The organism is Veillonella sp., from assembly GCF_018381775.1.
GTDB lineage: Bacteria > Bacillota > Negativicutes > Veillonellales > Veillonellaceae > Veillonella.
The window spans coordinates 223,145-248,099 of the sequence record NZ_JAGZRH010000001.1; the positions used below are offsets into that span (position 1 = coordinate 223,145).

Sequence of the window (24,955 nt, forward strand, 5' to 3'; positions counted from 1 at the left end):
GCACAAAATTAGGGGATTTAATATTTTTCTATAGAATCAATTGATGAGAGTTATAAAAGACCGATTGCACTCTTATTATAGTAGTACAATCGGTCTTTTATTTTTATAGATGTTAATTTCTATAGTAGATAAACTTGATATTGGATATCTTCTATTAGAATTTTAACGTTTTAATTCTGTCAACAGCGCGAATTGTATTTTCACGGCTGCCGAATGCAGTTAAACGAAGGTAACCTTCGCCGTGAGGACCAAAGCCAGAACCTGGTGTAGATACGATTTGAACTTTTTCAAGTAAGAGGTCGAACAATTCCCAACTAGTCATGTTGCCAGGAGTTTTAAGCCAAATGTATGGAGCGTCTACACCGCCATATACAGTTAGGCCGATGGATTCAAGACCTTCTTTGATGATACGAGCATTTTCTTTGTAGTACGCAATATTGGCACGGGTTTGTTCGCGGCCTTCTTTAGAATAAACTGCTTCTGCACCGCGTTGTACGATATAAGGTACACCGTTGAATTTAGTGCATTGACGACGATTCCACATAGGATTCAAAGGATGACGTTCGCCAGATTTAGTTTTACCTGTTACTTCTTTTGGTACAACTGCGTAAGCACAACGTGTACCAGTAAAACCTGCAGTTTTGGAGAAGGAACGGAACTCGATTGCCACTTCGCGAGCACCTTCGATTTCATAGATGGATTTTACAGTGTCTTCTGTGCTGATGAAAGCTTCGTAAGCGGAGTCGAACATCAAAATCGCATCATTATCTTTACACCATTTGATCCATTCTGCTAAACGAGCACGGCTCAAAACAGTACCTGTAGGATTGTTAGGGGAGCAAAGGTATACGATGTCTACTCTTTCAGAAGGAAATTCTGGAGAGAAATTGTTTTCTGCATATGTAGGAAGGTATACAACCTTTTGGAAGATACCGTCTACTGCTTCACCAGTACGACCGCCCATAACGTTGGAATCTAGGTATACTGGGTACACTGGATCAGTAATAGCGATGATGTTGTCTTCGCTGAATAATTCTTGGATGTTACCAACGTCGGATTTGGCACCATCGGAAACGAATACTTCGTCAATTGCAATATCTAGACCTAATGGTTTGTAGTCACCATCAATGATTGCTTGACGAAGAAAATCATAACCTTGCTCAGGGCCGTAACCGCGGAATGTTTCTGCTTTGCCCATTTCTTGGACTGCTTTACCCATAGCATCAACGATAGCAGGAACAAGAGGTAATGTAACATCGCCAATACCAAGACGAATAATATCTGCATCTGGATGTGCCGCTTGATAATCCGCTACTTTTTTAGCAATGTTAGCAAATAAATAAGAACCTTGTAGGTTTAAATAGTTTTCATTAATATTAGCCATGATGACTCCTTTTTATAATCAGATTTCTCTATATATAGTAAATTATATAGAATAATGACGCAAGGATTTTCTATAGAATGTTGGAATTACTTTGAGTTATGTTATTTATAATAGACTTTTTATTAACCAAAATGCAATGTGGAATTTTTTGCACATTCCATGAATTATAGTAAAAGTATAAAATCGTTATTATTTATCTACTGCAAATAAAATCCTTCATTATTTACTCATAAAACAACCGTTGATATAATGAGTTTATAATGAAGTCGGATAGTGTTTTGTGTATAATAAAGGTTATTTTTAGTAATTATGTGTAGTGGAGTCAATTGTTATTAGGGAGGATTCACAATGTTTGACGCTAAAGAAGCATATGAATTAGTTTGTGAAGCTATTGATCGGATTGATCGGAAAGATAAATTCAATGAGTTTGAAACTATTTTTAATCAAAATAAAAATGATACCAAGAAAGCGACTATAAACCAAAAACAAGTAAAGCAAGAAAATAGTAATGACGAAGTAAAAAGATTTGCAGCAAACTTTTATAAGGCGCCTATTGTAAATTACAAAGGCTATGTAAAAGGAGCGATTCAAGAGGATAAGAATCGTTATAGTGAAGTTATTTCAAGTACTCTTTTATCAAAAAATCTTTTGAAAACTTGGAAAGAATTAACGCCTGTACGGCCTAATCATTTTGATACAAAGCATACCCATTCTGAATCCGTAGATATGAAACAGTTACAAGGTACAAATCGTAAAGAGGAAATCTTAGCGAAATTATTATTTTACCAGTGTAAGGTTGATGGTCTAGGTTACATCTTTGATTATCAAACACCATTAAAAGCGACAAAGAATGATTCTTATGGAAAAATAGACTTATTAGGATTTAACCAAGATGATAAATGTTATTCTGTAATTGAATTAAAATATCGTCCATCTGGTAGTGAGGAAACCTTGCTACGCTGTATTTTGGAAGCTTATACATATTATAAATTACTGGATTTAAAACAGATTAAGTCTGATGTTGGTCACGGTGGGATAAAGAAACTAAAGGAATTACCTAAATATAAGCATACTGATAAAGCAGAATTAGTAATTTTATTTGATGAAAAATCTTGTATACCAGAAGATGGTGGAGCAGAGACTAATTTGATGCTTCGTATTGTTCCCAAAAAAGTAAATGAAGCTAATTATCCATCTAATACTGTTGAGTCTCAGCAGCATAAAGAGTGTAAAGCACTGATTGATTCTAGTAAACGTAAGGAGTTGCGAACTTTATGTGAAGAAATCTTGGCACAAGAGCCTAATTTAAAACAAATTCGATTTGTTGCATTACGTTCTGATACAGATAGTAAATCGTCTTATCCAACTAATATAAAAGGTTGGTCTAGAAAATTAGATCGATTATATCGAGCAGAGACATTACTAACTATTCCTAGTAAAAGGTAAGTATGAATATAATTATCCATCGTGGTACTCATCAAATTGGTGGTAGTGCCATAGAAATCAGTACAAAATCCACTCGTATTATGTTGGATTTTGGTAACGAATTAAGTCTAGATGAAAAGTATATACCTAAAAATCTTGATATAGAAGGTGTTACGGCAGGTGTACCTAATTGTGACGGTATTGTGATTTCACATTATCATATGGATCACTTAGGACAGCTGAGCGCTGCACTACCAGAGATACCGTTATATATGGGGGCGTTAAGCAAAGAAGTGGCTATGATAGCTACTGAACATCAAGATAAAGATTTATACTTACGTTTGTTAGGTGCAAATACATTTCGCGGAGGGGAATCCTTTTCTATTGGTGATATACGCGTTAGACCTCTTGTTATCGACCATAGTGCTGCGGATAGTTATATGTTTGTCATTGAAGCAGAAGGTAAACGCCTCTTATATACAGGTGATTTCCGGATGCATGGGTTGCGCCATCACGTATTACATAAATTAGTTAATACATATATAGGTGAGATTGATGTATTAATTACAGAGGGTACTTTATTATCTAGAGATGTTGATGATTGTATATCTGAAGTAGCAGCATTAGAGGATATTTCTTCATATATTCAAGATGGAAAATATGTTTTTGTTATGTGTTCATCTACGAATATTGACCGTATTATGGGGATTTGGCAGAATATGCCAACTGATAAAGTTTTAATTTGTGATGCTTATCAGAAAAGAATATTAGATACTGTGATTAATAATGTATATTATGAAAGCTCTTTGTATCGTAGACATGATAGCCCACTAGTTCTTAATAAAGGGCGGTATCCTAAATACTATATGGATCATGGGTTTGTTTTCTTAGTAAGGGGAACAGAAAATTTTGTTTCTCAAATTAAAGAGTTTCCTAAAGATGATGTGCGTATCATATATTCCATGTGGACCGGATATATTGAAGAAAACCTAGCATTGAAAGCTTTGTTAGAAACCTACCCAACCTATATATGTCATGCCAGTGGTCATGTGACTAAGGATGATTTGATTAAGTTTATAGAACTAGTTAACCCGGATGCTATTATTCCGGTTCATACTGATAATCCTGAGAGATTAGAGGAATTAGTACCTCATAGAAATGTGTATGTTGTTAATGACAATGAACCATTTATCATATAATTTCTTTAAGAAATTCTGTTTGTGTTGTATAATAAATAAAAAGGCGAGCCATCAACGTGTGGTAGCGTTAGGCTCATCTTATAAATACTTTTTACGAATTGCCTAGCGTGCGAGTATTTTGAATACTCTGTTGCGTTAGGCTTTTGTCTTTACATTATTTGAATAGTGCAAAGAGTGATATTGCTATGGAAATTACAAAAAGAATCAAGTAGTACTTTTCGAATTTGCTCATAGTATCACCACCTTTCGGTGATGGGCCTAACTCACGTGATGACTCTTAGTATTAGTATAGCAATGTAATTTAAGGAAAAATAGAATTGACATTTGGCTATAGACCAATTTTTGCGTAGTATTTTACTACGCTTTTTTGTTGAAATTATATTAGAAGTTTATATATCCTTATGTATATTTTTGATATAATGAATATATATTTAGTATAGTTCGGTTTATATGAAAGCTCATATAGTTAAATATGGAAGTGGTGACTGTATGCTGACGATTAGCAATAAAGGATGGCTTTTTACTTCTATATTAAGTGCATTGATGGCGTTTACGTCATTGTCGACGGATATTTATTTACCTGCCATGCCTGAGATGGGGCGAGATCTTAATGGTGATGCGGAGCTAACGTTGACTGGTTTCCTAATAGGTTTTGCGCTAGCCCAACTTTTCTGGGGTGCCGTTAGCGATAAAATTGGACGTAAGAAGCCGCTGATTATGGGAGTACTTTTATTTATCATTGGTTCTGTGGGCTGTGCATTGAGTTCATCTATGATGGAATTATTGGCATGGCGTGTGTTTCAAGCGTTTGGTGCTTGCGTAGGGCCTATGTTATCACGGGCTATGATTCGCGACTTATATGGTCGGACTGAAGCTGCTAAAATGCTATCTACCTTAGCTATTGTTATGGCCATAGCACCTATAGCAGGGCCGATGTTGGCAGGGCATTTACTTGTATGGTATACATGGCATGCCATATTCTGGTTATTGGTTGCCATCGGTATTCTGATGCTCATTGCCGTATTAGTCATTCCAGAAACACATCCATTAGAGAAGCGTAGTAAAAAGTCGATAGGTCATACTTATAATAATTATTGGATTTTATTACGTAATAAAGGCTTTATGAAATATACGCTATGTGTTAGCTCTTTTTATATTGCTATCTATGCGTTCCTAACGGGTTCTCCTTATGTATATATTGATGTTTATGGAGTTCCAAAGGAATACTTTGGCTATCTCTTTTCTATCAATATTATTGGCGTAATGTTACTAAGTGCTATTAATCGTCGTATTGTAAGCGCTATACGACTCGATAGGTTGTTGCGATATGCCACATTATTTGCTGCCATTTGTGTATCTGTTGTAATGGGCTTAATGATTGTGGGATACCATTCACTGTGGTTAATTGTTATTGGTTGTTTTTTATTCTTTTCCATGAATGGTATTATTGCGGCTGTAACAAATGCCTTAGCATTAGATAGAGCTGGTAGAATGGCTGGCTCTGGGGCGGCACTACTAGGTGCCATGCAATATGGTAGTGGCATTGTATCGTCGTTGATGCTTACCTTCTTGCCAAATGATACGGCAGATCCTATGATGGGTGTAATTGCAATATTTGTAATTATTTGTGCTATTATCGCTTTTCCTGAAGATGAAAAATATAATCGTATATAATATTGGTGAAAGCAAGGGCTTAAATTTGAGCTCTTGCTTTCATTCTTTTTTTAGGTTATAATAGTAAGGCTTATTGATGGTAAGCACTTCCTACCCCTATGTGTCGATAGGGGCATTAGTCCGAAAGAGGAGGTGATTTTGTATGAACAAATACGAAGTCATGTTTATTGTGAAACCAGCTGAAGAGGAAGCAACTAACGCTGTTATTGAAAAAGTAGAAGCTTTAATTGCTCGTGTAGGCGGCACAGTAGAAAAGGTAGATCGTTGGGGCAAGCGTCGTCTTGCTTACGCTGTGAAGAAATTCACTGACGGTTTCTATGTATTGATCAACTTTGAAGCAGCACCTGCTGAAATCAAAGAAATCGATCGTGTATTGAAAATCAACGATGAAGTCCTAAGACATCTAATTGTTAAACACGAAGCATAATTAAAGCCTGGAGGAAAACATGAACTCTGTACAAATTCTAGGTAATTTAGCTCGTGATCCTGAAGTACGTTACACTAAGACAGGTCGTGCTGTAGCAACTTTCACAGTGGCTGCAACTAACACCTATATTGATTCCACAACAAATGAGACGAAAGAACAAACTGCTTTCATCAACTGCGTTGCATGGGGTAAACTTGGTGAAGCGGCAGGCAATCTTCGTAAAGGCAGTCGTTGCTTTGTAGAAGGTCGTTTGCAAACTCGTTCTTACGAGACTCAGGACGGTCAAAAACGGTACGTTACTGAAGTAGTAGCGAACTTTGTGGGCCAATCCCTTGATATGAATACTAATTCTTTCGAAGGTGGGTCCAATTTTGATAGTTTCAGTACAGGCGGCGATGACGAAAACATCCCGTTCTAGTGTCAGGGACTCCTACTAATTCGAAAAGGAGGATTCGCAATGAGAAGAGATAGAGGCAGAAAGCCAAGAAGAAAAGTATGCGTTTTCTGTGCAGACCATATCGATCAAATCGACTATAAAGATGTTGCTAAACTTCGTCGTTTCACGACTGAACGCGGCAAAATCTTACCTCGTCGTATTTCCGGTACTTGCGCAAAACATCAACGCAAATTGACTACATCTATCAAACGTGCACGTGCAATCGCTTTATTGCCATTCACTGCTGAATAATTGATGAATCAAGGCGGTACAACCATTTGGTTGTACCGCCTTTTTGCGTTCTTTTGGCCATATTGTCTTATAGCAAATTTAAACCTTAAAGAGTGATGAGTGCTGTAAAGCGTCTAAATATAGTCTATAGAGCTGATTATTCTTATTTACTATGCACTGAATTCATAGAGGGAGTTTTAGATTTACTAAACCTAACAAAATAGCATATTAATCGCATAGAATAAATATTCAACAAAATAGATATAGGAATATATCTTAAAATTTTATAATAATACCTTTTAAAATAGTACTTACATGACTAATCGATATAAACAAATTAAGCAAACTTATGCATATCATCAGTGAAACTTATGATTTTTATACTATAATGTGAGTATATGCTTAGTACTGTAAAGTTCAGTGAAAGGTGGTAAGTACATGGGATTTTTGAAAAAGGATATATCCCGTCGCCAGTTTATTGGTGGTGCTTTAGCTTTAGCAGCCGCATCAGCGGTGCCGTCGTTTATACGAGGCGCTTACAAGCCAACACAGTCTGACTCATTACAAGTGTGGACTTGTGGCGGTTTGTCGGAAGCGTTCCTTGATTTAAACCAAGTGTATACGATGCACACGGGGCACAATATTCAGTATACTGGTGCCTTTGCAGGGGCTATTGGTAAATCCTTGTTGGCTGAGAAGAGTCGCACAGAAGTCTTTGGGGCTCGCGGTTTAGATCTAGCGAAGAATATGCGCAAAAAAGGCGTAAGTATTGCTTTTGAGCCATTATGTTTTACAGATTACGTTATCGTTACACCTAAGGGGAATCCAGCAGGGATTCGGGACTTGAAGGATATGGCCGAGCCTGGTGTACGCGTTATGTTGCCGCTAGGCGCATCTCCACCAGGTAGTGCATCTGTAAAGGGTATCATGAAATTATCTGGTTTGACCGATGGTATCATGAAAAACTTAATGGCTGAAAATGCTTGTGTCATTTCCATGATGTGTGAACTAGTAGAAGGTAAAGCCGATGTATCCATCATTGAAAAACGCCTTACTACACATGATCGGTTTAAGGATCGTATAGAGTACTTCTCCATACCTGCACAATTTGTGCCACCTGCACCGCTCACTTTCACTATTAATACAATGAAATATGTACAAGATCGTGCGTTGGCTGCCGATTATATCGAATTTACACGGTCCCAAGAAGGACAACAAATCTTAGAAAATCATGGATTCACATCCATTCATAGTGCGAGAGGTCTCGATTTGATAGAAAGGTTTGGTGTAAAAGATGTGTAGTCAATGTCCGTCATCTACAACTTGTGGAACTCAAGTTAGTTCTGGTGTATCTGGAAAACAAGCCCCTAAAAATTTAACACTTTGGCGTCGGATCGTGCAGTTTATTTTCCTCTTTATTATGGGGAAATGGGTGTACTATGGTGTATTCCGTTGTCCTTACATTGTTCCCTTTGTGAATTGTGAAAGTTGCTCTATCATTTCTTGCTGGGGTCGCATCACGACGTACTTTTATGCGTGGTGGATTATCTTGCCGATTATGGTCGTATTCTTTGGTCGTGCGTTCTGTAGCTGGTTCTGTCCAAGTGGTTGGGTTAACCAAATGCTAGGAAAAATATCTATGGGGCCATTAAGAAATCGTAAAAACTATATGCGTTTCCTTCAACTCGGCATGGTAGCAACTATAATTTTAGGACTCGTAGTATATTTTAAATTTGGGAACCCCCGCATTATGATCCCAATTCGGACGAGCGATGAATATTTTAATGCTGTCATTTTGTCTATGCAGTTCTCCGAATGGTATTGGGCGGCTCGTACTATAACGGTCGTTTCTATTATTGCTGGTTCTCTTATTATCGCCAATGCTTGGTGCCGCTTTGTATGTCCTTTTGGGGGCGTTATGGAGTTGCTTCGCAAAATTTCTATTTTTAGAATTTTTAAAACGAATGATTGTGATAACTGTGATGCGTGCTTGCGCGTATGTGAGATGGGAACACGACCAAATGAAATGAATTGTACCAACTGTGGTGATTGCTTACATGTTTGCCATAAAGATGCTATTAGATTTGGTCGGAAAGGTTAATTATGAAAGAAATTCAAGGACAAAGTTTCCTACAAAATCATCCTTGTTACAACAAGGCCGCTTCGGCTAATTGGGGTCGTTTACATTTACCAGTAGCGCCGAATTGTAATATTCAATGTAATTATTGTAATCGTAAGTACGACTGTGCGAATGAAAATAGACCAGGCGTGACGCAGCATGTCTATACGCCACAAGAGGCAGCTGCCTTTGTGCGCAAGGTGTTTGATGCTCGTCATGATATCTCTGTAGTGGGTATTGCAGGCCCTGGGGACCCTATGTGTGACGCAGACAAGACGCTTGAAACCTTCCGCCTCGTGAAAAATGATTTTCCTCATGTCATGCTTTGTTTATCTAGTAATGGTTTAGCAGTACCTGATTATGTTGATGAAATCGCTGACTTAGGAATTACTCATGTAACGATTACAACTAATGCTATTGATCCAGAGATTGCAAAAAATGTATACTCCATGGTTCGCTATGAGGGTAATATCTACAAAGGAATCGATGGGGCCCGTATTTTACTAGAGCGTCAGGCTGAAAGTATCCGGAAACTAAAGGAAAAGAATATCATTGTTAAGATTAATACTGTAGTAGTGCCTGATGTAAATATGGACCATGTGCCAGCAATCGCTAAACAAGCAGAAGCTTGGGGTGTCGATTTGATGAACTGTATTGCCATGATTCCAGTTCATGATACGGTCTTTGAAAATCACCGAGGCCCGACTTCAGAAGAAATCGATAATATGCGTCAATTTATTGGTCACTATGTGCCGCAAATGACACACTGCAAACGCTGTAGAGCTGATGCTATCGGTCGTTTATGTGAAGCGTAGAAGTATAAAAGGCTATATACCGAAGTATATAGCCTTAACGATTATATATTATTTAGTATTTTTAAGGGTTCTCTGTAGAGCAGATAATGCGGATTCCACATCTTCATGTGTGTTAGCATAGCCAAAGGAGAAGCGTACTGTTCCTTCTGGATAGGTTCCTAGTGTTTGGTGTGCTCGTGGGGCACAGTGGAGACCAACACGTGTCATGATGTGATAATTCGATTCTAGTTCGTAAGCAATACTTGCTGGGTCCATACTATCGATTGTGATGGATACAATGGCAGTTCTATCTTGAAGAGTTTGTTTACCAATGATGTTAACAACATCTATTGATTGTAATCCTTCTAGGAAGGCTTGTGTTAACGCTAGCTCGTGGTTGTGAATGTTCTCCATTCCTTGTGACTCAATATAGGAGAGGCCTTCATTGAGCCCGATGATTCCAGGTAGATTTAACGTACCTGCTTCAAAGGCGTCGGGCATATGGGTAGGCATCATTTCTAAATGTGAGAAGCTACCTGTACCACCAGCGATAAGAGGGGGTAAGGTCTGAGCCATTTCTTTAGTTAAAATAATGCCACCAATGCCTTGAGGTCCCAATAATCCTTTATGACCCGTAAAGCAAAGTGCATCAATATGACAAGCTTTCACATCAATAGGAATAACACCTGCCGTTTGGGCTGCATCTACAATAAATTGTAGATTATAAGCCTTGCAGATTGAGCCAATTGATTCGATCGGTTGAATGGTTCCACATACATTGGACCCGTGATTGATAATTAGAGCTACTGTGTTAGGACGAATCAATGGCTCAATAGAGTCTATTTTGATGGATCCTGTAGAGTCGCATGGAATAGTATCAAAGGTAATGCCGTTATCTAGTTGTTGTGTGAGCGGTCTCATAACTGCGTTGTGCTCCATTGAGCTAACGAGCACATGATCACCTGCTCTCAATAGGCCCTTGATGACCATATTTAAGCTCATAGTCACATTCTGTGTAAAGATGACGTGCGATGGATCATGGCCGTTGAATAAGGTTTTTAGTCGTTGTCTTGTTGTATAGATAATATCCTCTACATCGTAGGCGAGAGCATAGGAGCCACGATTGATATTGATACCCCGGTTCGTTATATAGTCGGACATAGCGGTGGCGACTCTTGGTGCTTTAGGAAATGAAGTGCTCGCATTGTCTAAATAGATATAGTCCATAGATAATCTCCGTAAATAACAATGTATATTTATGGCTATTATATCATGAGTAGCATGTGGTATAGGATAGGAGCATGTACTCATAGAGTTTTTGTGTTTGTAGTTTGAAAGGAGTTTACTATGAGTGGGTCTCATGAAAAACGGAATTTAATTATCGCAGGCCTTATTATTGGCGCTATCGCGGGCTTCCTCGTATTAGCTGGCAATCCAGGTAATATGGGATTCTGTATTGCTTGCTTTATTCGCGACACCGTAGGTGCTCTTGGTTTGCATCGTGCTGCACCTGTACAGTACATTCGTCCAGAAGTTATCGGTCTTATATTAGGCGCTTATGTATTGTCCATGATTCGTGGCGAGCACCAAAGTAAAGGTGGTTCATCTCCAATTATTCGTTTTATTCTTGGATTCTTTGTTATGATTGGTGCGTTGATGTTCCTTGGTTGTCCAATTCGTATGATTTTGCGACTTGGCGGCGGTGACTTAAATGCCTTATTCGGTATTGCTGGTTTTGCAGGTGGTATTGGATTCGGTACAATTTTCTTGAAAAAAGGCTATTCTTTACAACGAAATTATGCATTGAGCAAGTTAGAGTCCGCTATGATGCCGGCTATTCAGGTTGGGTTATTAGTACTAGTAGTAGCGGCTCCCGCATTTATTTTCTTTAGCCAAAAAGGCCCTGGGGCCATGCATGCACCTTGGTTGATTTCATTGGCGGCAGGCCTCGTAGTAGGCGGCTTAGCTCAGTTTAGCCGTCTTTGCACCGTTGGGGGCTTTAGAGATTTATTCTTATTTAAAAAATCTATTCTTATCTTTGGCTATATAGCAGTTCTCATTGGTGTATTCGTTGTAAATATTAGCTTTGGTAACTTCCATTTAGGCTTTGAAAACCAACCGATTGCACATACAGATGGATTGTGGAACTTCCTAGGTATGGCGCTTGCAGGTTTCTGTAGCGTATTGCTTGGTGGTTGCCCATTACGTCAATTGATTATGACTGGTGAAGGTAATTCTGATTCTGCTGTTACAGTACTTGGTCTTGCGGCTGGTGCGGCATTCGCTCATAATTTTGGTTTAGCTGCTTCCGGTGCAGGCCCTACATTAAATGGTCAAATCGCAGTAGGTGTTGGTTTTGTAGTGGCTCTTATCATTGCTATCCTTAATACAAAGCGAGCAAATGCGTAGACTAGAAATGAGTGATTATGAAATATATTGCAACATTTTACTCTCACTTTGGAGCGATACGCTTCAAGCGTGAAGCCCCTGAAGGGGTCACAAATATAGAACTCCGTCCGGTACCGCGCGATTTGAGTTCCTCTTGTGGAACGAGTGCATCCTTTGATGCTGGTGAAAGCTTTACTTTTGCAGAAGATCCAACAGACGAAATTGAACAAATCGTCGCGCTCACTAATGAGGGGTATAGAATTATATTTGAAAGCCCCAATAAATAAGGCCAAAAGTCTATTTAGAGCTGTTAATGTAAACAGTTCTCCAATTATTATGTCATGTAAAAGAGGAGCTATCCGTTGAGATAGCTCCTTTTGGTTTATACAGCTCTATATTTTTTAGGTGGTTCACCATTTTCTGCGGCTTCTTTATCAGCTCGCCATTTGCGTTCAAAGTATTTATGATACTCTACAGGAACGTCATCAGGGGTTAAGCTTTCATAAAATCCGGTAGTTCCTTTTGCCTTAGCTTGCTCGTAAAACCATGTTTTAAATTCTAGCATGGATAAGCGTGCTTGTAGATGTTCGATTTCTAGTAATACGCGATCTCGTTGATTTCTAATAATAGATAATCTTTCATTAATGCGACTATCACCTTCGACGCAATAGTCGATAAAATGCTTTATTTCTTTAATGGGCATGCCTGTGTGCTTCATGCATTCAATCAATTCTAACCAATCCATATCTTCGTCATGGAAGACACGGATGCCTCCGCTAGAACGTTCGACAAATGGTAATAGGCCTTCTTTGTCGTAATAGCGTAAAGTAGAAGGTGCCACATTTAATTTTTTTGCGATTTCGCCAACAGTATATGTCATAGGACCTCCTTTTGGATTCATATTAAATTTGTTAATGGATTTAGTTTTAGGAGTAATATATTTAGTATATAATTTATGTATATGATTAAAGGTTAGCTTTAAATTTTACGTTTTCGCTTGACTTAAACCTAACTTTAAGTTCTATATTTGTTACATGCTGGATATACAGTATAGCACGGTTAGTAACACAAAACAAATAGGAAGGAAACTTATGAATTTAATTGATATAAAATCTCCAGCCGATTTAAAAGGCTTATCCCTTGCTGAATTAACAGATCTAACGGCACAAGCTCGTCATGCCCTCATGACAAAGGTATCTGAACACGGCGGTCATGTTGGCCCTCCTATGGGTGCAGCGGAAATGATTATGGCCTTGCACTATGTATTTAACTCTCCTGTAGATAAAATTGTCTATGATGTATCTCATCAGTCTTATGTACATAAAATGGTTACAGGTCGTGCATTGGCATTTTTAGACCATAATCATTATGACGATGTGACAGGCTATACTGATCCAACTGAAAGTGAACATGATTTCTTCAACATTGGTCATACCTCCACATCTATCTCATTGGCATCTGGCTTAGCGACGGCACGTGATTTAAAAGGGGACTCAGAAAATATTATTGCTATTATTGGTGATGGCTCCTTATCTGGTGGGGAAGCCTTTGAAGGTCTCGATTATGCAGCTACGTTAGATAGTAATATGATTATCATCGTTAACGATAATGACCAATCCATTGCAGAAAATCATGGTGGTTTATACCGTGGTCTTCGAGAATTACGTGAAACTAATGGTGAAAGTTCCACCAATATTTTCACAGCTCTTGGTTTAGACTATCGTTTTGTTGCAAACGGTAATGATTTAGAAACATTAATTGATGTGTTTAAAGATGTAAAAGATATTAACCATCCTATTGTGTTGCACATCGTAACACAAAAAGGTAAAGGCTATGCCATTGCAGAAGAAAATAAAGAAAAGTTCCACTGGACAATGCCATTTGACTTAGAAACAGGTAAGCTAAAAGCGAAAGATAATGGTCCAACGTATGTTGGTACGATTGCGAACTACTTGATGGAGCAAATCAAAGTAGATCCAACAGTAGTAGCTATTATTGCAGGTACACCAGGTGGACTTGGATTCAATTCCAAATGGCGCAAAGAGGCTGGCAAACAATATATTGATGTAGGTATTGCAGAAGAACACGCCATCGCTATGAGTTCTGGCATTGCTAAAAATGGTGGTAAACCAGTATTTAATGTGTATAGTACATTTTTACAACGTACCTATGACCAATTAGTGCAAGATCTTTGCGTCAATAATAATAGTGCCGTTATTATGAATCACCAGGCCTCTGTATATGGCATGAACGATGTCACTCATTTGGGATTCTTTGATATACCTATGCTTACAAGCATTCCTAATTTAGTATACTTAGCACCTACCAATAATGAAGAGTTGTTGGCTATGACTGAGTATGCCGTGCATCAACATGAGCATCCGGTAGCAATTCGTGTTCCTGTAGGAGAATTTATTTCTACTGGTGTACAAGATACAACTGACTATAGCGTGTTAAATAAATCCGAAGTGACACGTGCAGGAAAAGATATTGCATTACTCGGTTTGGGTAATTTCTACCACTTAGCTAATGAAGTAGCAGATGAATTGTTGAAGGAAGGCATCAGTGCAACCGTAGTAAATCCTAAATTTGCTTCTGGCCTAGACGAAGAACTACTAGAAGAGTTGAAAGCAAATCATTCTGTTGTATTTACGTTAGAAGATGGTGTAGTTGAAGGCGGTTGGGGCCAACGTGTAGCTAGCTTCTATGGCCCATCTGATATGCGTGTTAAAAACTATGGTATTGCTAAAGAGTTCCACGATCGTTATGATGCAACTGAATTGTTAAGAGAAAATGGCGTTTCTTTAGAACAAATTGTGGCTGATGCCAAACAAATTTTATCCGTTTAGTTTGATAAATGTTAAATAAATAACTCTCTCTATAAATGCAGTAGAAATCTAGTGAATTTCCGATTTCTACTGCATTATTTTAATGTTATATTTTATAAAAATATAAAAAATGTTAAAAGATTATAGATTTTTTTCGAATAGGACTATAAAAATTAGATGAAGTATTATATAATATTATCTACAGTATGTATTACAGTAGAATAAGTTTGTTGTTATTGTACGAAAATATCACAGTACTATATAAGTAAGTATTAATGAAAAGGGAGATTGTAAGACGTTGAAAAAAGTATTAACCTTAACATTAGCCGTGGCCATCGTCGCCGGTGGCTATATGTCTGAGGCTAATGGGGCGGGAGAACAGCCTTCTAAGCAGGCACCGTCTATATCTGAGATAAACATATATACGCCTAAAGAACTCAACGCCCGCCAAAAGGATTTGGTTGATATCGGTCGCTATACAGCGTCTGGTGATCAAGGTGCATTGAAAAGTACAATCGCCTCTGCTATTGAGCGAGGTACGTTGACGCCACAAGAAGTGAGTATTGCGATTCGTCAACTTTACTCTGCTGCAGGCTTGAAGCAAATGAATGCAGCTTTAGCTACATTCGATCAATTGCGTGAAGAGCGCCCTGAGTTTGGTGCTGATTACGAAAAAATGGTTCCTAAGCAAACAGGTCTTAGTGCTTTATTGGGGAATGGCACTAATGGGGCTGCTTTAACAAAGCAGAAGACTGAGGAAGCTAAGGAAGGGGTTCAATATAATACATTCCGTATGAAAAAACCGAAACCGCAGAACCGTAATCGTTCTCGTTTAGGTAAATTGGACCGTGAATTGGTCGCTGCCGCAGCTTTAGGTACGCGTGTAGGTAAAAATAATCTATTCGCTGCATCTGAAAAGAGTTTATCTGAGCTTGGCCTCAGCAAATATCAAATTGAAAATCTTGAAACTTTGATTTTCTAATATCATCTAGACCTACTTCTTCGGAGGTAGGTCTTTTTATGTGCCAAATCATATGTAGAAAAGGGAAATATAATTGACGTTTAACGCCCCCTTTTCTATAATTAATAAGATAGGTATATGACCTGTAATAATAGATATAATTAATAATTAATATAGATGTAAGGAGAAAGTATGCGCCTTCGTAGAAAACCGTGGATTGATGAAGCTATCCACGAATATGATTCTCATATTATTTTATCTGGTCAAGAGCAGTATAAGGGAAAATGGCGTGAGTTGTTTGTACATCCTGAACGTCCATTATATATGGAGCTTGGTACAGGTAAGGGACGCTTTATTGCGGGCATGTCCGAAGCGTATCCAGATGCTAACTTCGTAGGATTTGAAGTACAAATTGGGGTAATTTATTACGCAGCACAAAAAATCTTTGAAGCAGAACGAGATAATGCTAAGGTATCTCTCTTTGATATCGCTGGTATTGAAGAGATTGTTGCGCCCGGTGAAGTAGATCGCTTCTATATCAACTTCTGTGATCCATGGCCTAAGGCAAAACATGCTAAGCGTCGCCTCACATATCATACATTCCTTGATCGTTATGCTCGTCTTTTAAAAGACGGTGGTGAGGTTCATTTTAAAACTGATAATGAAGGTTTATTTATGTTCTCTCTTGAAGAATTCAAAGAATGCGGATGGGAACTTAAAAATGTAACCTATGATTTACATAGTACAGATCTTCCAAATGTAAAAACTGAGTATGAAGAAAAGTTTAGTGCTAAAGGGCAACCTATTTTCCGCTTAGAAGCAATTAAGCCAAAAGTACAAAAGGAGGCTTAACATGGAAACACCGAATAAGGGGGATAGTCGGTGGGGCTCACTCTTTAAAAATGATTTACAAGGTATGCTCTTACCTATATTGCTTATCACGATTATAGGTAGTGTGAATATCTTCAGTGCCACCTATATTAGCTCTATTTACGAAAATACAGGACTTCTAGGGTACTTTTCAAAACATATAGGTTTCCTATTTCTTTCAATGGCAATAGGTGTTGTTTTGTATCGGTATGATTATAGACAACTACAAAAGCCACATATGTTGCAACGCATAATGATTGCAACCCTAATAGGGATGGTATTAGTCCTTGTGGTTGGCTCTGTTATTAATGGTGCGCGTCGGTGGATCGTTATCGGTCCTGTATCGATACAGCCGTCGGAATTTGCTAAGTTAGCTGCCATAATATGGACATCCGCTAAATTGAGTACTATGAGAAAATGGGGAAAATCGAGATATAATAATCCACTTACGAACTTACAAGGTTATGTGAGTGAACGGGTGGGCTATATGTTGCCAATGTTAGTTTGGCCTATCATCTTTGCGGTCTTAACAATCTTGCAACCAGATATGGGTACTACCGTCCTAATCTTTGGATTTTCTTTTATACTCATTTATTTAGCTGGTTTTGATGGTCGATTCTTTGGTGGCGCCTTTGCTGTAGCTGGCGTGATAGGCTTCATTGCTGCTCGTATGTCGCCGTATCGCTGGGAACGGATTCAATCTTGGTTCGATCCATGGCCTCATGCCCAAGATATGGGTTATCAAACTGTACAAGGCCTTTTAGCTGTAGGCTCGGGTGGATTCCTTGGAGAAGGTTTTATGCAAGGTACATCTAAGTACTTTTACTTGCCAGAAGCACATACAGACTTTGCATTTGCCGTGTGGGCTCAAGAAATGGGCTTTGTTGGAGCTGTCTTTGTAGTTCTTTTAGTGGCTGCCTTTACATACTTTGGATTCCGCATTGCTAATCGCTCTCGCGATGAATTTGGCAAATGGTTAGCGATGGGGATAACCTTGCTCATCAGTGGACAAGCGCTATTCAACATTGCCATGGTTTGTGGCATTATGCCTGTAACAGGTGTACCTTTGCCATTTATTAGTTATGGTGGTTCCTCATTGTTGATGAACTTTATGGCTATAGGCTTGTTAGCTAGCGTTGGTCGCCGCAATGTAGAAGGTGTAAAACAAGTTGGTACTGCTGAGGCTTTGCCATCTTTACGTGAGGAAACGCAAAGCCGATTCAAACCGGCTGCTCCTAAGAGTCCTCAAAAAACGGAAATGCCTGGTCCATTTAGACCGAGAGAGACTAAAAAGCCTACTCGTAGACGACCTAGGTCTGAACGTTGATATTTAACTTATGGAGTATAAGGTGAATATATTTAGTGTGGATTTATATAGCATCTCTTAAGAGGTGCTGTATAAATGCAAGGTACTTGTATTGTGTGTGAGGAGAAAAGATGAAGGATTATATTGATATTCAAGAACGCCCGTCCTGGGGGCGAATGTTGCCACTTAGTTTCCAACATTTATTTGCTATGTTTGGTTCTACTGTATTGGTACCATATTTGTTAAAAGTAGATCCGGCAACAGCTTTATTTATGAATGGTATCGGTACATTACTGTATTTATTTGTTTGTAAAGGTAAAATCCCTGCATATCTCGGATCTAGCTTTGCTTTCATTGCTCCTGTAGCAGGCGTATTATCTGCAGGTCTCGGTTATGAGGCTGCAAAGGGGGCCTTCGTTGTATTTGGTTTATCCTTTGTGATTTTATCTATTCTCGTTCGTTATATTGGTACTCGTTGGATTGATAAGTTATTCCCTCCAGCAGCGATGGGGGCTATCGTAGCTATTATCGGTTTGGAATTGGCGCCAGTAGCGATGAGTATGTCTGGCCTTATTGGCAATCAAGATTTAGGCATGAGCCACAGCCAAGCTATTTTTATCTCTATGTTTTCCTTAGTTGTTACCTTGCTTGGTACTGTTGTGTTCCGTGGCTTCTTAGCTGTAATCCCTGTTTTGATTGGCGTTGTTGCCGGATATATCTTGTCTGCCTTCATGGGCGTTGTTGATTTCTCTGGTGTAGAGGCTGCTCCTTGGTTCTCTTTACCACAGTTCTATGGCATGCCTGTATTTGATATCAATGCCATTATTATGATTATGCCAGCACTCTTTGTAGTATTTGCTGAGCACGTAGGTCACTTAGTTGTAACGAGCAACATTGTATCAAAAGACTTGATGAAAGAACCAGGTTTACAACGTTCCTTGCTAGGTGATGGCCTTGCGAATATCCTTTCTGGTTTCTTTGGTGCTACACCAAATACGACATACGGTGAAAATATCGGTGTCCTCGCTATCACTCGTTGCTTCAGCGTGTGGGTAATTGGTGGTGCTGCAGTTCTTGCGATGATTATCTCCTTTGTAGGTAAAGTAGCAGCTCTTATTCATGCTATTCCAGTTCCAGTTATGGGTGGTGTATCCATTCTCTTGTTCGGTATCATTGCAGCATCCGGTTTGCGCATGCTTGTAGAACGCAAGGTAGATTATACAAACCCTGTTAATATGATCTTAACATCTGTTATCCTTGTTGTAGGTCTTAGCGGTGCAGAACTTGCTGTAGGTCCTGTTGTATTGAAAGGCATGGGTCTTGCTACTGTAGTAGGCATGGCTATGAGTATTATCTTATTAATCCTTCAAAAAACAGGCGTTGGTAATGACCAATTGAAAAAAACAGAAGTATAATTCAAGTTGCTAGTGAGGCTACCATATAAATCGTTGCGTTTATAAGCCCAATTTGTTTTTACTCCTTATAATAAACGACTACTAGATCAGATGTATATCTGTGAAAGTAGTCGTTTTTAGTTTAGGAAAAACTATGAAAATTATTATGGGATAGAAGTGGAGAAATAAAAAGCTATAAGCGTTGCTTACATTTATTAAAAAAGACTTGACATAATTCGTTTACAATAGTAGACTTGTTTTAAACAAATTTGTTTACATTTGTAAACGACGAGGAGGAAATGAGAATGAGAACAATAGAACTTAATACTTATATCACAGATGCTGAATGGGAAGTCATGCGTGTAGTTTGGGCAAATGATCGAGTAACTAGTAAAAAAGTCATTTCCGTATTGCAAGAAAAAATGGGCTGGACACAATCCACTATCAAAACGATCTTAGGTCGATTAGTTGGAAAAGGCGTACTAAATACAGAGCAAGAAGGTAGAAATTTTATTTACACTGCCAATATTGAAGAGAAAGAAGCCGTAAGGGATTATGTAGAAGATATTTTTAACCGTATTTGCAATAAGAAAGTCGGAAATGTAATAGGAAGCATCATTGAAAATCATGTTTTAAGCTTCGATGATATAGATCGACTAGAAAAAATATTAGAGATGAAAAAATCTTTCGCAGTAGAAGAAGTGGATTGTAATTGTCCAGAAGGACAATGCGAATGTCACTTACATCATCATTAAGCATAAGGAGGAATTTAAAATGAATAATGACAATAGATATTCGTCCCATAGTCACCATGATTATGACGACATAGATAAGTTAAAACACGAGCATGGAATCACAGATGAACATGGAGACCATAAGGATCAACATCACGACCATCATGCTGGTCATGACCACAGTGGGCACCTTAAGGATCAACATCACGACCATCATGCTGGTCATGATCACAGTGGGCACGGAGGGCATGACCACCATCATCACGGAAGCTTTAAGGAACTTTTCTTAAAGTCATTGCCACTAGGAATCGTTATTATGCTCTTATCCCCTATGTATGGATTTGAACTACCATTCCAGTTTACTTTTCCATATTCTGATATTGTAGTAGCTATTTTATCTACTATATTAATTATTTATGGTGGACGTCCATTCTATCAAGGCGCAGTTGACGAATTTAAACAAAAAGAACTTGGAATGATGACTCTAGTTTCTTTAGGTTTAAGTGCTTCATATTTATACAGTGTTTATGCTTTGATCATCACCTACGTAACGGGTGAACACGTGATGGACTTTTTCTTTGAATTTGCTTCATTACTATTAATCATGTTATTAGGTCACTGGATTGAGATGAAAGCTATTGGAGAAGCAGGAGACGCACAAGCAGCATTGGCTAAGTTAGTGCCGAAAGATGCTCACGTTGTATTAGAAGACGATTCAATTGAAACACGACCAGTTGCTGACTTAAAGATAGGTGATTTAATTCGTGTTCAAGCCGGAGAAAATGTGCCAGCAGACGGGATTATCGAGCGTGGCGAATCACGTTTAAATGAAGCTCTTCTAACTGGGGAGTCAAAAGCAGTAAAAAAAGGCCCTGGCGATGAAGTAATCGGAGGCTCAACAAATGGAGAAGGGGTACTTTATATTAAAGTGCTTGAGACAGGTGATCAATCCTTCATCTCTCAAGTTCAGAATTTAATCAGCCAAGCTCAAAGTCAGCCTTCCAGAGCAGAAAATATTGCTCAAAAGGTTGCAGGATGGCTCTTCTATATTGCGGTCATTGTCGCACTAATAGCTTTTGTAGTGTGGATGATTATTGGAGATATCCCAACGGCAGTTACCTTTACTATCGCGACCTTAGTTATAGCTTGTCCACATGCATTAGGTCTGGCTATTCCATTGGTCACCGCCCGTAGCACAAGCTTAGGAGCCAGTCGTGGGTTACTGGTGAAAGACCGCCAAGCCTTAGAAATAGCTCAAGATGCAGATGTGATAATTTTAGATAAAACAGGTACTTTAACAACTGGTGAGTTTAAAGTATTAGACGTTGAACTTTTTAGTAACAAATATAAGAAAGAGGAAATCATTGCCTTATTGGCAGGTATTGAAGGAGGATCTAGTCACCCAATTGCTCAATCAATTATAAGTTTCGCCGAGCAGCAAAATATACGTCCAGCATCTTTTGATTCTATTGATGTGATTTCCGGTGCTGGAGTAGAGGGTAAAGCAGGCGGGCACCGTTACCAATTAATCAGTCAAAAAGCCTACGGACGTAATCTGGATATTGATATTCCAAAAGGAGCAACTCTCAGTGTCTTAGTAGAAAACGATGATGCTATTGGTGCTGTAGCTTTAGGGGATGAATTAAAACCAACGAGCAAAGAGTTAATTAAAGTTCTTAAAAAGAACAATATTCAACCAATTATGGCAACAGGTGATAATGAAAAAGCAGCTCAAGGCGCGGCAGAATATTTAGAGATTGAATATAGATCAAATCAATCTCCACAAGACAAATATGAGTTAGTAAAAACACTTAAAGAAGAAGGAAAAAAAGTTATCATGGTAGGTGACGGTATCAATGATGCTCCTTCTCTTGCCTTGGCAGATGTTGGAATAGCGATCGGTGCAGGAACTCAAGTGGCGTTGGATTCAGCTGATGTCATCTTGACTCAATCTGATCCAGGAGATATTGGATCATTTATTGAATTAGCACACAAAACAACTCGTAAAATGAAACAAAATCTCTTTTGGGGAGCCGGTTATAACTTTATAGCTATCCCTCTAGCTGCAGGAATTTTGGCTCCTATTGGTATCACATTAAGCCCTGCATTAGGAGCAGTCCTAATGTCTGTGTCAACAGTCATCGTCGCCATTAATGCTATGTTATTAAGGTTAGATCCCAAAAATAACGGTTAACAGATTGAATGATTGAAACTCCTTAAAGTATCAAGATACAATAGTTTTACAGGAGAAAAAGAGATGTAAGTACTAGCTCTTTTAATACCATGAAAGTTGGTACTATAGAATCTTTATATATTATTTTTAATATTGTATAATGAGTATATAAGTTGTATAAAATTAATTGAAGAGAGGAGGGCCTATGGAGTTTTTAGTATGGATGGCTATAGGGATTGCCCTAATGGCTATAGAACTCGTTGTTCCAGGTGGCATTTTGGGCCTCATCGGTTATTGTACATTCCTTTGGGGGGTGTATGTAGCCCTTGGAGAAGGTACGGTGGCGCTATATGCTGTACTAGGATTAACAGCCTTGTTAATTGTCCTTATCATCGTGTTCTTTAATCACTTTGAAAAGACTTGGATAGGCAAATTGTTTACCTTAGGGCAACGATCTACGACAAAAGCTGGTTATGTATCTAATGATGTATTAGATGACTTAGTCGGTAAAGAAGGCGTGGCTCATACTACACTACGCCCTGCAGGTATTGCTAAAATTGATGGTAATTTGGTGGATGTTGTGACCGAAGGGGACTTCATCGATGCCGGTTCACCTATTGTGGTACTTCGTGTTGTAGGCGGCCGCAATATTGTTAGAAAGCGCGATTAAGCTTTCACCACATCGTCGTATATAATGGAGGTTATTATGGATGTAGGTATTTTAATTTTGATTCCCATTCTACTGATTGGGATTATGGTGTTCTTGTATGTAGTGCCATTAGGCCTTTGGGTATCTGCTCTTGCAGCAGGCGTTAATGTTGGTATCTTTACACTCGTAGGTATGCGCTTGCGTCGTGTAAATCCATCCCAAATCGTAATGCCTTTGATCAAAGCTAATAAAGCGGGCCTTGATGTTAATGTAAATCAGCTTGAAGCTCATTACCTTGCAGGTGGTGACGTTGACCGCGTTGTAGATGCTTTGATTGCCGCTGAACGCGCATCTATTCCTTTGACATTCGAACGTTCCGCAGCTATCGACCTTGCAGGTCGTGACGTATTGGAAGCGGTTCAAATGTCCGTTAATCCTAAAGTGATTGAAACACCAATTATCTCTGCAGTAGCGAAAAACGGTATCGAACTCAAGGTTCGTGCTCGTGTAACTGTACGTGCTAATATTGACCGCCTCGTTGGTGGTGCTGGCGAAGCTACTATTATCGCCCGTGTTGGTGAAGGTATTGTAACAACTGTAGGTTCCTCTGAAGAGCATACAGATGTATTAGAAAATCCAGATCACATCTCTCGTACTGTATTGGGTAAAGGTCTTGATGCGGGTACTGCATTCGAAATCTTGTCCATCGATATTGCTGACGTAGACGTAGGACGTAACATCGGTGCTCAATTGCAAACAGATCAAGCGGAAGCGGACAAGAAAATTGCTCAAGCTCGTGCGGAAGAACGCCGTGCAATGGCTGTTGCTACAGAACAAGAAATGCGTGCGAAAACACAAGACATGCAAGCTAAGGTTGTGGAAGCACAAGCTGAAGTTCCTAAAGCATTGGCAGAGGCTTTCAGAAATGGTAATCTTGGCGTTATGGATTACTACAATATGAACAATATTATTGCAGACACTAAAATGCGTGAAAATTTAGCAGATAGTGAATAGGAGTAGCTATGGACTCTATTTTGTCTTCCGTGCTATCCATCTTTTCGAATAATCCTATATTTGTTCTAGCTATCATCGCGTACATTGCTTTTTCGATTATAAAAAGTAAGAATACTGAAGAGCCTGAAGAGTATGAGGACCATGAAAGTTCAGGTCAGACTTGGGAGGATATGGAGCGTGAATATGGTATCTCCATAGAGAAAAAGCCCGTAGAACCTTCGCCTGAGGATTTGTTGTATGATGATGATTTTTATCGAGATATTTTTAAAAATAGACCGATTGAGAATCAGCATCCTGAGGCCCCTTTACGAAAAAAGGGCGGAAGACTGTTTCAATATGATGATACGGAGACATCTGAAAAACATGTTGAAGTGCATCCAAGTAATGATAAAACTCAAACAGTTTTAGCTTCCGAGAATCATTACGATGAAGCGTCTACAACGCAACAAGGTACCGAAATTTCATCAATGAGTACATCAAGTAAATCAACTAGTTTTAGTACTCATAAGGCTCGTTCGGATCGAGAATCTGTTACAGGTCCTTCTTTAAATGAGCGATTAGCTGAGTTTAAACGAGATAAAGCATCTAAAGAGGGTCGTGTTCTTCTTGAGAATATAGGCGTTACGACTGCCCCAGCTGTAACCTCAACAGGTAAACGAAAAGCTAATCATGCCTTGAAAGAGGGGATGAAGTGGTCTATCATTTTAGGCAAGCCAAAAGCTCTAGAGCGGAGATATCGCTAATTAGAATGCTAACAATAAGCTCTACTAGAAGGTTGTTAGGCCATAGAATATGAATGGTTTATGCCGGATATTGTGATAGCAACTAAAATTATATCTATCGTATGTGGTGCATATAATTACATATGGAAAGAGGTTCCTATTGGTCACCTATGTGACTATTAGGAACCTCTTTTGTATTGTATTTTCTTGATGGAACTTTCACAATA

The 24,955-nt window shown here is 38.8% G+C and carries 24 protein-coding genes; 21 read left to right on the forward strand and 3 right to left on the reverse strand.

Annotated elements, in window-relative coordinates; translation table 11 throughout:
• Nucleotides 1-154: 154 nt before the first annotated feature.
• Nucleotides 155-1,384: an LL-diaminopimelate aminotransferase gene (locus KH109_RS01045; protein ID WP_295214827.1), complete on the reverse strand. Its 1,230-nt coding sequence runs from the start codon at nt 1,382-1,384 to the stop codon at nt 155-157.
• A gap of 348 nt (nt 1,385-1,732) precedes the next feature.
• Here KH109_RS01045 and KH109_RS01050 point away from each other — a divergent pair, with 348 nt between their 5' ends.
• From KH109_RS01050 to KH109_RS01090, 9 genes are all read left to right on the forward strand, one after another.
• Nucleotides 1,733-2,830, forward strand: a complete 1,098-nt coding sequence (locus KH109_RS01050; protein WP_295214830.1) for a hypothetical protein — start codon at nt 1,733-1,735, stop codon at nt 2,828-2,830.
• 2 nt (nt 2,831-2,832) lie between these two features.
• Nucleotides 2,833-4,008 carry an MBL fold metallo-hydrolase gene (locus tag KH109_RS01055; protein ID WP_295214832.1) on the forward strand — a complete coding sequence of 392 codons (1,176 nt, stop codon included), beginning with the start codon at nt 2,833-2,835 and terminating at the stop codon, nt 4,006-4,008.
• 489 nt (nt 4,009-4,497) lie between these two features.
• Nucleotides 4,498-5,682 (forward strand): multidrug effflux MFS transporter, encoded by a 1,185-nt coding sequence (locus KH109_RS01060; protein WP_295214835.1) that lies wholly within the window; start codon nt 4,498-4,500, stop codon nt 5,680-5,682.
• A 142-nt stretch (nt 5,683-5,824) separates the two neighbouring features.
• Nucleotides 5,825-6,109, forward strand: coding sequence for a 30S ribosomal protein S6 (rpsF, locus tag KH109_RS01065; protein ID WP_004693799.1), 285 nt, complete (start codon nt 5,825-5,827; stop codon nt 6,107-6,109).
• Nucleotides 6,110-6,128: 19 nt separating this feature from the next.
• The gene (gene ssb / locus KH109_RS01070; RefSeq protein ID WP_004693797.1) at nt 6,129-6,527 is read left to right on the forward strand and encodes a single-stranded DNA-binding protein; all 399 of its coding nucleotides are present in this window, start codon (nt 6,129-6,131) and stop codon (nt 6,525-6,527) included.
• A gap of 39 nt (nt 6,528-6,566) precedes the next feature.
• Nucleotides 6,567-6,797 (forward strand): 30S ribosomal protein S18, encoded by a 231-nt coding sequence (rpsR, locus tag KH109_RS01075; protein WP_004693795.1) that lies wholly within the window; start codon nt 6,567-6,569, stop codon nt 6,795-6,797.
• 417 nt (nt 6,798-7,214) lie between these two features.
• Complete coding sequence (locus KH109_RS01080) at nt 7,215-8,078, forward strand: substrate-binding domain-containing protein (protein WP_295214838.1); 864 nt, start codon at nt 7,215-7,217, stop codon at nt 8,076-8,078.
• Nucleotides 8,071-8,877 (forward strand): 4Fe-4S binding protein, encoded by an 807-nt coding sequence (locus tag KH109_RS01085; protein ID WP_295214842.1) that lies wholly within the window; start codon nt 8,071-8,073, stop codon nt 8,875-8,877. Before KH109_RS01080 ends, KH109_RS01085 begins: the two co-directional genes overlap by 8 nt.
• A gap of 2 nt (nt 8,878-8,879) precedes the next feature.
• Nucleotides 8,880-9,710 (forward strand): radical SAM protein, encoded by an 831-nt coding sequence (locus KH109_RS01090; RefSeq protein WP_295214845.1) that lies wholly within the window; start codon nt 8,880-8,882, stop codon nt 9,708-9,710.
• A 48-nt stretch (nt 9,711-9,758) separates the two neighbouring features.
• On the opposite strand, the gene KH109_RS01095 is transcribed toward KH109_RS01090, so the two are convergent.
• The gene (locus KH109_RS01095) at nt 9,759-10,916 is read right to left on the reverse strand and encodes an aminotransferase class V-fold PLP-dependent enzyme (RefSeq protein WP_295214848.1); all 1,158 of its coding nucleotides are present in this window, start codon (nt 10,914-10,916) and stop codon (nt 9,759-9,761) included.
• A 120-nt stretch (nt 10,917-11,036) separates the two neighbouring features.
• On the opposite strand from KH109_RS01095, the gene yedE reads away from it, so the two are divergent.
• Both yedE and KH109_RS01105 read left to right on the forward strand, forming a co-directional pair.
• Nucleotides 11,037-12,098, forward strand: a complete 1,062-nt coding sequence (yedE, locus tag KH109_RS01100; protein ID WP_295214851.1) for a YedE family putative selenium transporter — start codon at nt 11,037-11,039, stop codon at nt 12,096-12,098.
• A gap of 17 nt (nt 12,099-12,115) precedes the next feature.
• Nucleotides 12,116-12,364 carry a DUF3343 domain-containing protein gene (locus KH109_RS01105; protein WP_295214853.1) on the forward strand — a complete coding sequence of 83 codons (249 nt, stop codon included), beginning with the start codon at nt 12,116-12,118 and terminating at the stop codon, nt 12,362-12,364.
• A gap of 95 nt (nt 12,365-12,459) precedes the next feature.
• Here KH109_RS01105 and KH109_RS01110 read toward each other — a convergent pair whose 3' ends face one another.
• Nucleotides 12,460-12,957 (reverse strand): MerR family transcriptional regulator, encoded by a 498-nt coding sequence (locus KH109_RS01110; protein WP_295214856.1) that lies wholly within the window; start codon nt 12,955-12,957, stop codon nt 12,460-12,462.
• 211 nt (nt 12,958-13,168) lie between these two features.
• Here KH109_RS01110 and KH109_RS01115 point away from each other — a divergent pair, with 211 nt between their 5' ends.
• From KH109_RS01115 to KH109_RS01160, 10 genes are all read left to right on the forward strand, one after another.
• Nucleotides 13,169-14,926, forward strand: coding sequence for a 1-deoxy-D-xylulose-5-phosphate synthase (locus tag KH109_RS01115; RefSeq protein WP_295214859.1), 1,758 nt, complete (start codon nt 13,169-13,171; stop codon nt 14,924-14,926).
• Nucleotides 14,927-15,203: 277 nt separating this feature from the next.
• The gene (locus KH109_RS01120; protein WP_285365105.1) at nt 15,204-15,887 is read left to right on the forward strand and encodes a carboxymuconolactone decarboxylase family protein; all 684 of its coding nucleotides are present in this window, start codon (nt 15,204-15,206) and stop codon (nt 15,885-15,887) included.
• Nucleotides 15,888-16,058: 171 nt separating this feature from the next.
• Nucleotides 16,059-16,718 carry a tRNA (guanosine(46)-N7)-methyltransferase TrmB gene (trmB, locus tag KH109_RS01125; RefSeq protein ID WP_024065973.1) on the forward strand — a complete coding sequence of 220 codons (660 nt, stop codon included), beginning with the start codon at nt 16,059-16,061 and terminating at the stop codon, nt 16,716-16,718.
• A gap of 1 nt (nt 16,719) precedes the next feature.
• Nucleotides 16,720-18,063, forward strand: a complete 1,344-nt coding sequence (locus KH109_RS01130) for a putative peptidoglycan glycosyltransferase FtsW (protein WP_295214864.1) — start codon at nt 16,720-16,722, stop codon at nt 18,061-18,063.
• 110 nt (nt 18,064-18,173) lie between these two features.
• Nucleotides 18,174-19,457 carry a uracil permease gene (gene uraA / locus KH109_RS01135; RefSeq protein ID WP_295214867.1) on the forward strand — a complete coding sequence of 428 codons (1,284 nt, stop codon included), beginning with the start codon at nt 18,174-18,176 and terminating at the stop codon, nt 19,455-19,457.
• Nucleotides 19,458-19,741: 284 nt separating this feature from the next.
• Nucleotides 19,742-20,191, forward strand: a complete 450-nt coding sequence (locus tag KH109_RS01140) for a CopY/TcrY family copper transport repressor (RefSeq protein WP_105097755.1) — start codon at nt 19,742-19,744, stop codon at nt 20,189-20,191.
• A gap of 19 nt (nt 20,192-20,210) precedes the next feature.
• Complete coding sequence (locus tag KH109_RS01145; RefSeq protein WP_295214872.1) at nt 20,211-22,364, forward strand: heavy metal translocating P-type ATPase; 2,154 nt, start codon at nt 20,211-20,213, stop codon at nt 22,362-22,364.
• A 184-nt stretch (nt 22,365-22,548) separates the two neighbouring features.
• Nucleotides 22,549-23,013 (forward strand): NfeD family protein, encoded by a 465-nt coding sequence (locus KH109_RS01150; protein ID WP_295214875.1) that lies wholly within the window; start codon nt 22,549-22,551, stop codon nt 23,011-23,013.
• A 36-nt stretch (nt 23,014-23,049) separates the two neighbouring features.
• Complete coding sequence (gene floA / locus KH109_RS01155) at nt 23,050-24,006, forward strand: flotillin-like protein FloA (protein WP_059361546.1); 957 nt, start codon at nt 23,050-23,052, stop codon at nt 24,004-24,006.
• Between the two features lie 170 nt (nt 24,007-24,176).
• Entirely contained in the window at nt 24,177-24,749 is a 573-nt protein-coding gene (locus tag KH109_RS01160; RefSeq protein WP_295214878.1) for a hypothetical protein, read from the forward strand.
• The last annotated feature ends 206 nt before the right edge of the window (nt 24,750-24,955 follow it).

Bases quoted from the DNA above. Each gene is read 5' to 3' on its own strand.
- KH109_RS01045 (WP_295214827.1), bottom strand. From the start codon at position 1,384: ATGGCTAATATTAATGAAAACTATTTAAACCTACAAGGTTCTTATTTA.
- KH109_RS01050 (WP_295214830.1), top strand. From the start codon at position 1,733: ATGTTTGACGCTAAAGAAGCATATGAATTAGTTTGTGAAGCTATTGAT.
- KH109_RS01055 (WP_295214832.1), top strand. From the start codon at position 2,833: ATGAATATAATTATCCATCGTGGTACTCATCAAATTGGTGGTAGTGCC.
- KH109_RS01060 (WP_295214835.1), top strand. From the start codon at position 4,498: ATGCTGACGATTAGCAATAAAGGATGGCTTTTTACTTCTATATTAAGT.
- rpsF (WP_004693799.1), top strand. From the start codon at position 5,825: ATGAACAAATACGAAGTCATGTTTATTGTGAAACCAGCTGAAGAGGAA.
- ssb (WP_004693797.1), top strand. From the start codon at position 6,129: ATGAACTCTGTACAAATTCTAGGTAATTTAGCTCGTGATCCTGAAGTA.
- rpsR (WP_004693795.1), top strand. From the start codon at position 6,567: ATGAGAAGAGATAGAGGCAGAAAGCCAAGAAGAAAAGTATGCGTTTTC.
- KH109_RS01080 (WP_295214838.1), top strand. From the start codon at position 7,215: ATGGGATTTTTGAAAAAGGATATATCCCGTCGCCAGTTTATTGGTGGT.
- KH109_RS01085 (WP_295214842.1), top strand. From the start codon at position 8,071: ATGTGTAGTCAATGTCCGTCATCTACAACTTGTGGAACTCAAGTTAGT.
- KH109_RS01090 (WP_295214845.1), top strand. From the start codon at position 8,880: ATGAAAGAAATTCAAGGACAAAGTTTCCTACAAAATCATCCTTGTTAC.
- KH109_RS01095 (WP_295214848.1), bottom strand. From the start codon at position 10,916: ATGGACTATATCTATTTAGACAATGCGAGCACTTCATTTCCTAAAGCA.
- yedE (WP_295214851.1), top strand. From the start codon at position 11,037: ATGAGTGGGTCTCATGAAAAACGGAATTTAATTATCGCAGGCCTTATT.
- KH109_RS01105 (WP_295214853.1), top strand. From the start codon at position 12,116: ATGAAATATATTGCAACATTTTACTCTCACTTTGGAGCGATACGCTTC.
- KH109_RS01110 (WP_295214856.1), bottom strand. From the start codon at position 12,957: ATGACATATACTGTTGGCGAAATCGCAAAAAAATTAAATGTGGCACCT.
- KH109_RS01115 (WP_295214859.1), top strand. From the start codon at position 13,169: ATGAATTTAATTGATATAAAATCTCCAGCCGATTTAAAAGGCTTATCC.
- trmB (WP_024065973.1), top strand. From the start codon at position 16,059: ATGCGCCTTCGTAGAAAACCGTGGATTGATGAAGCTATCCACGAATAT.
- KH109_RS01130 (WP_295214864.1), top strand. From the start codon at position 16,720: ATGGAAACACCGAATAAGGGGGATAGTCGGTGGGGCTCACTCTTTAAA.
- uraA (WP_295214867.1), top strand. From the start codon at position 18,174: ATGAAGGATTATATTGATATTCAAGAACGCCCGTCCTGGGGGCGAATG.
- KH109_RS01140 (WP_105097755.1), top strand. From the start codon at position 19,742: ATGAGAACAATAGAACTTAATACTTATATCACAGATGCTGAATGGGAA.
- KH109_RS01145 (WP_295214872.1), top strand. From the start codon at position 20,211: ATGAATAATGACAATAGATATTCGTCCCATAGTCACCATGATTATGAC.
- KH109_RS01150 (WP_295214875.1), top strand. From the start codon at position 22,549: ATGGAGTTTTTAGTATGGATGGCTATAGGGATTGCCCTAATGGCTATA.
- floA (WP_059361546.1), top strand. From the start codon at position 23,050: ATGGATGTAGGTATTTTAATTTTGATTCCCATTCTACTGATTGGGATT.
- KH109_RS01160 (WP_295214878.1), top strand. From the start codon at position 24,177: ATGGAGCGTGAATATGGTATCTCCATAGAGAAAAAGCCCGTAGAACCT.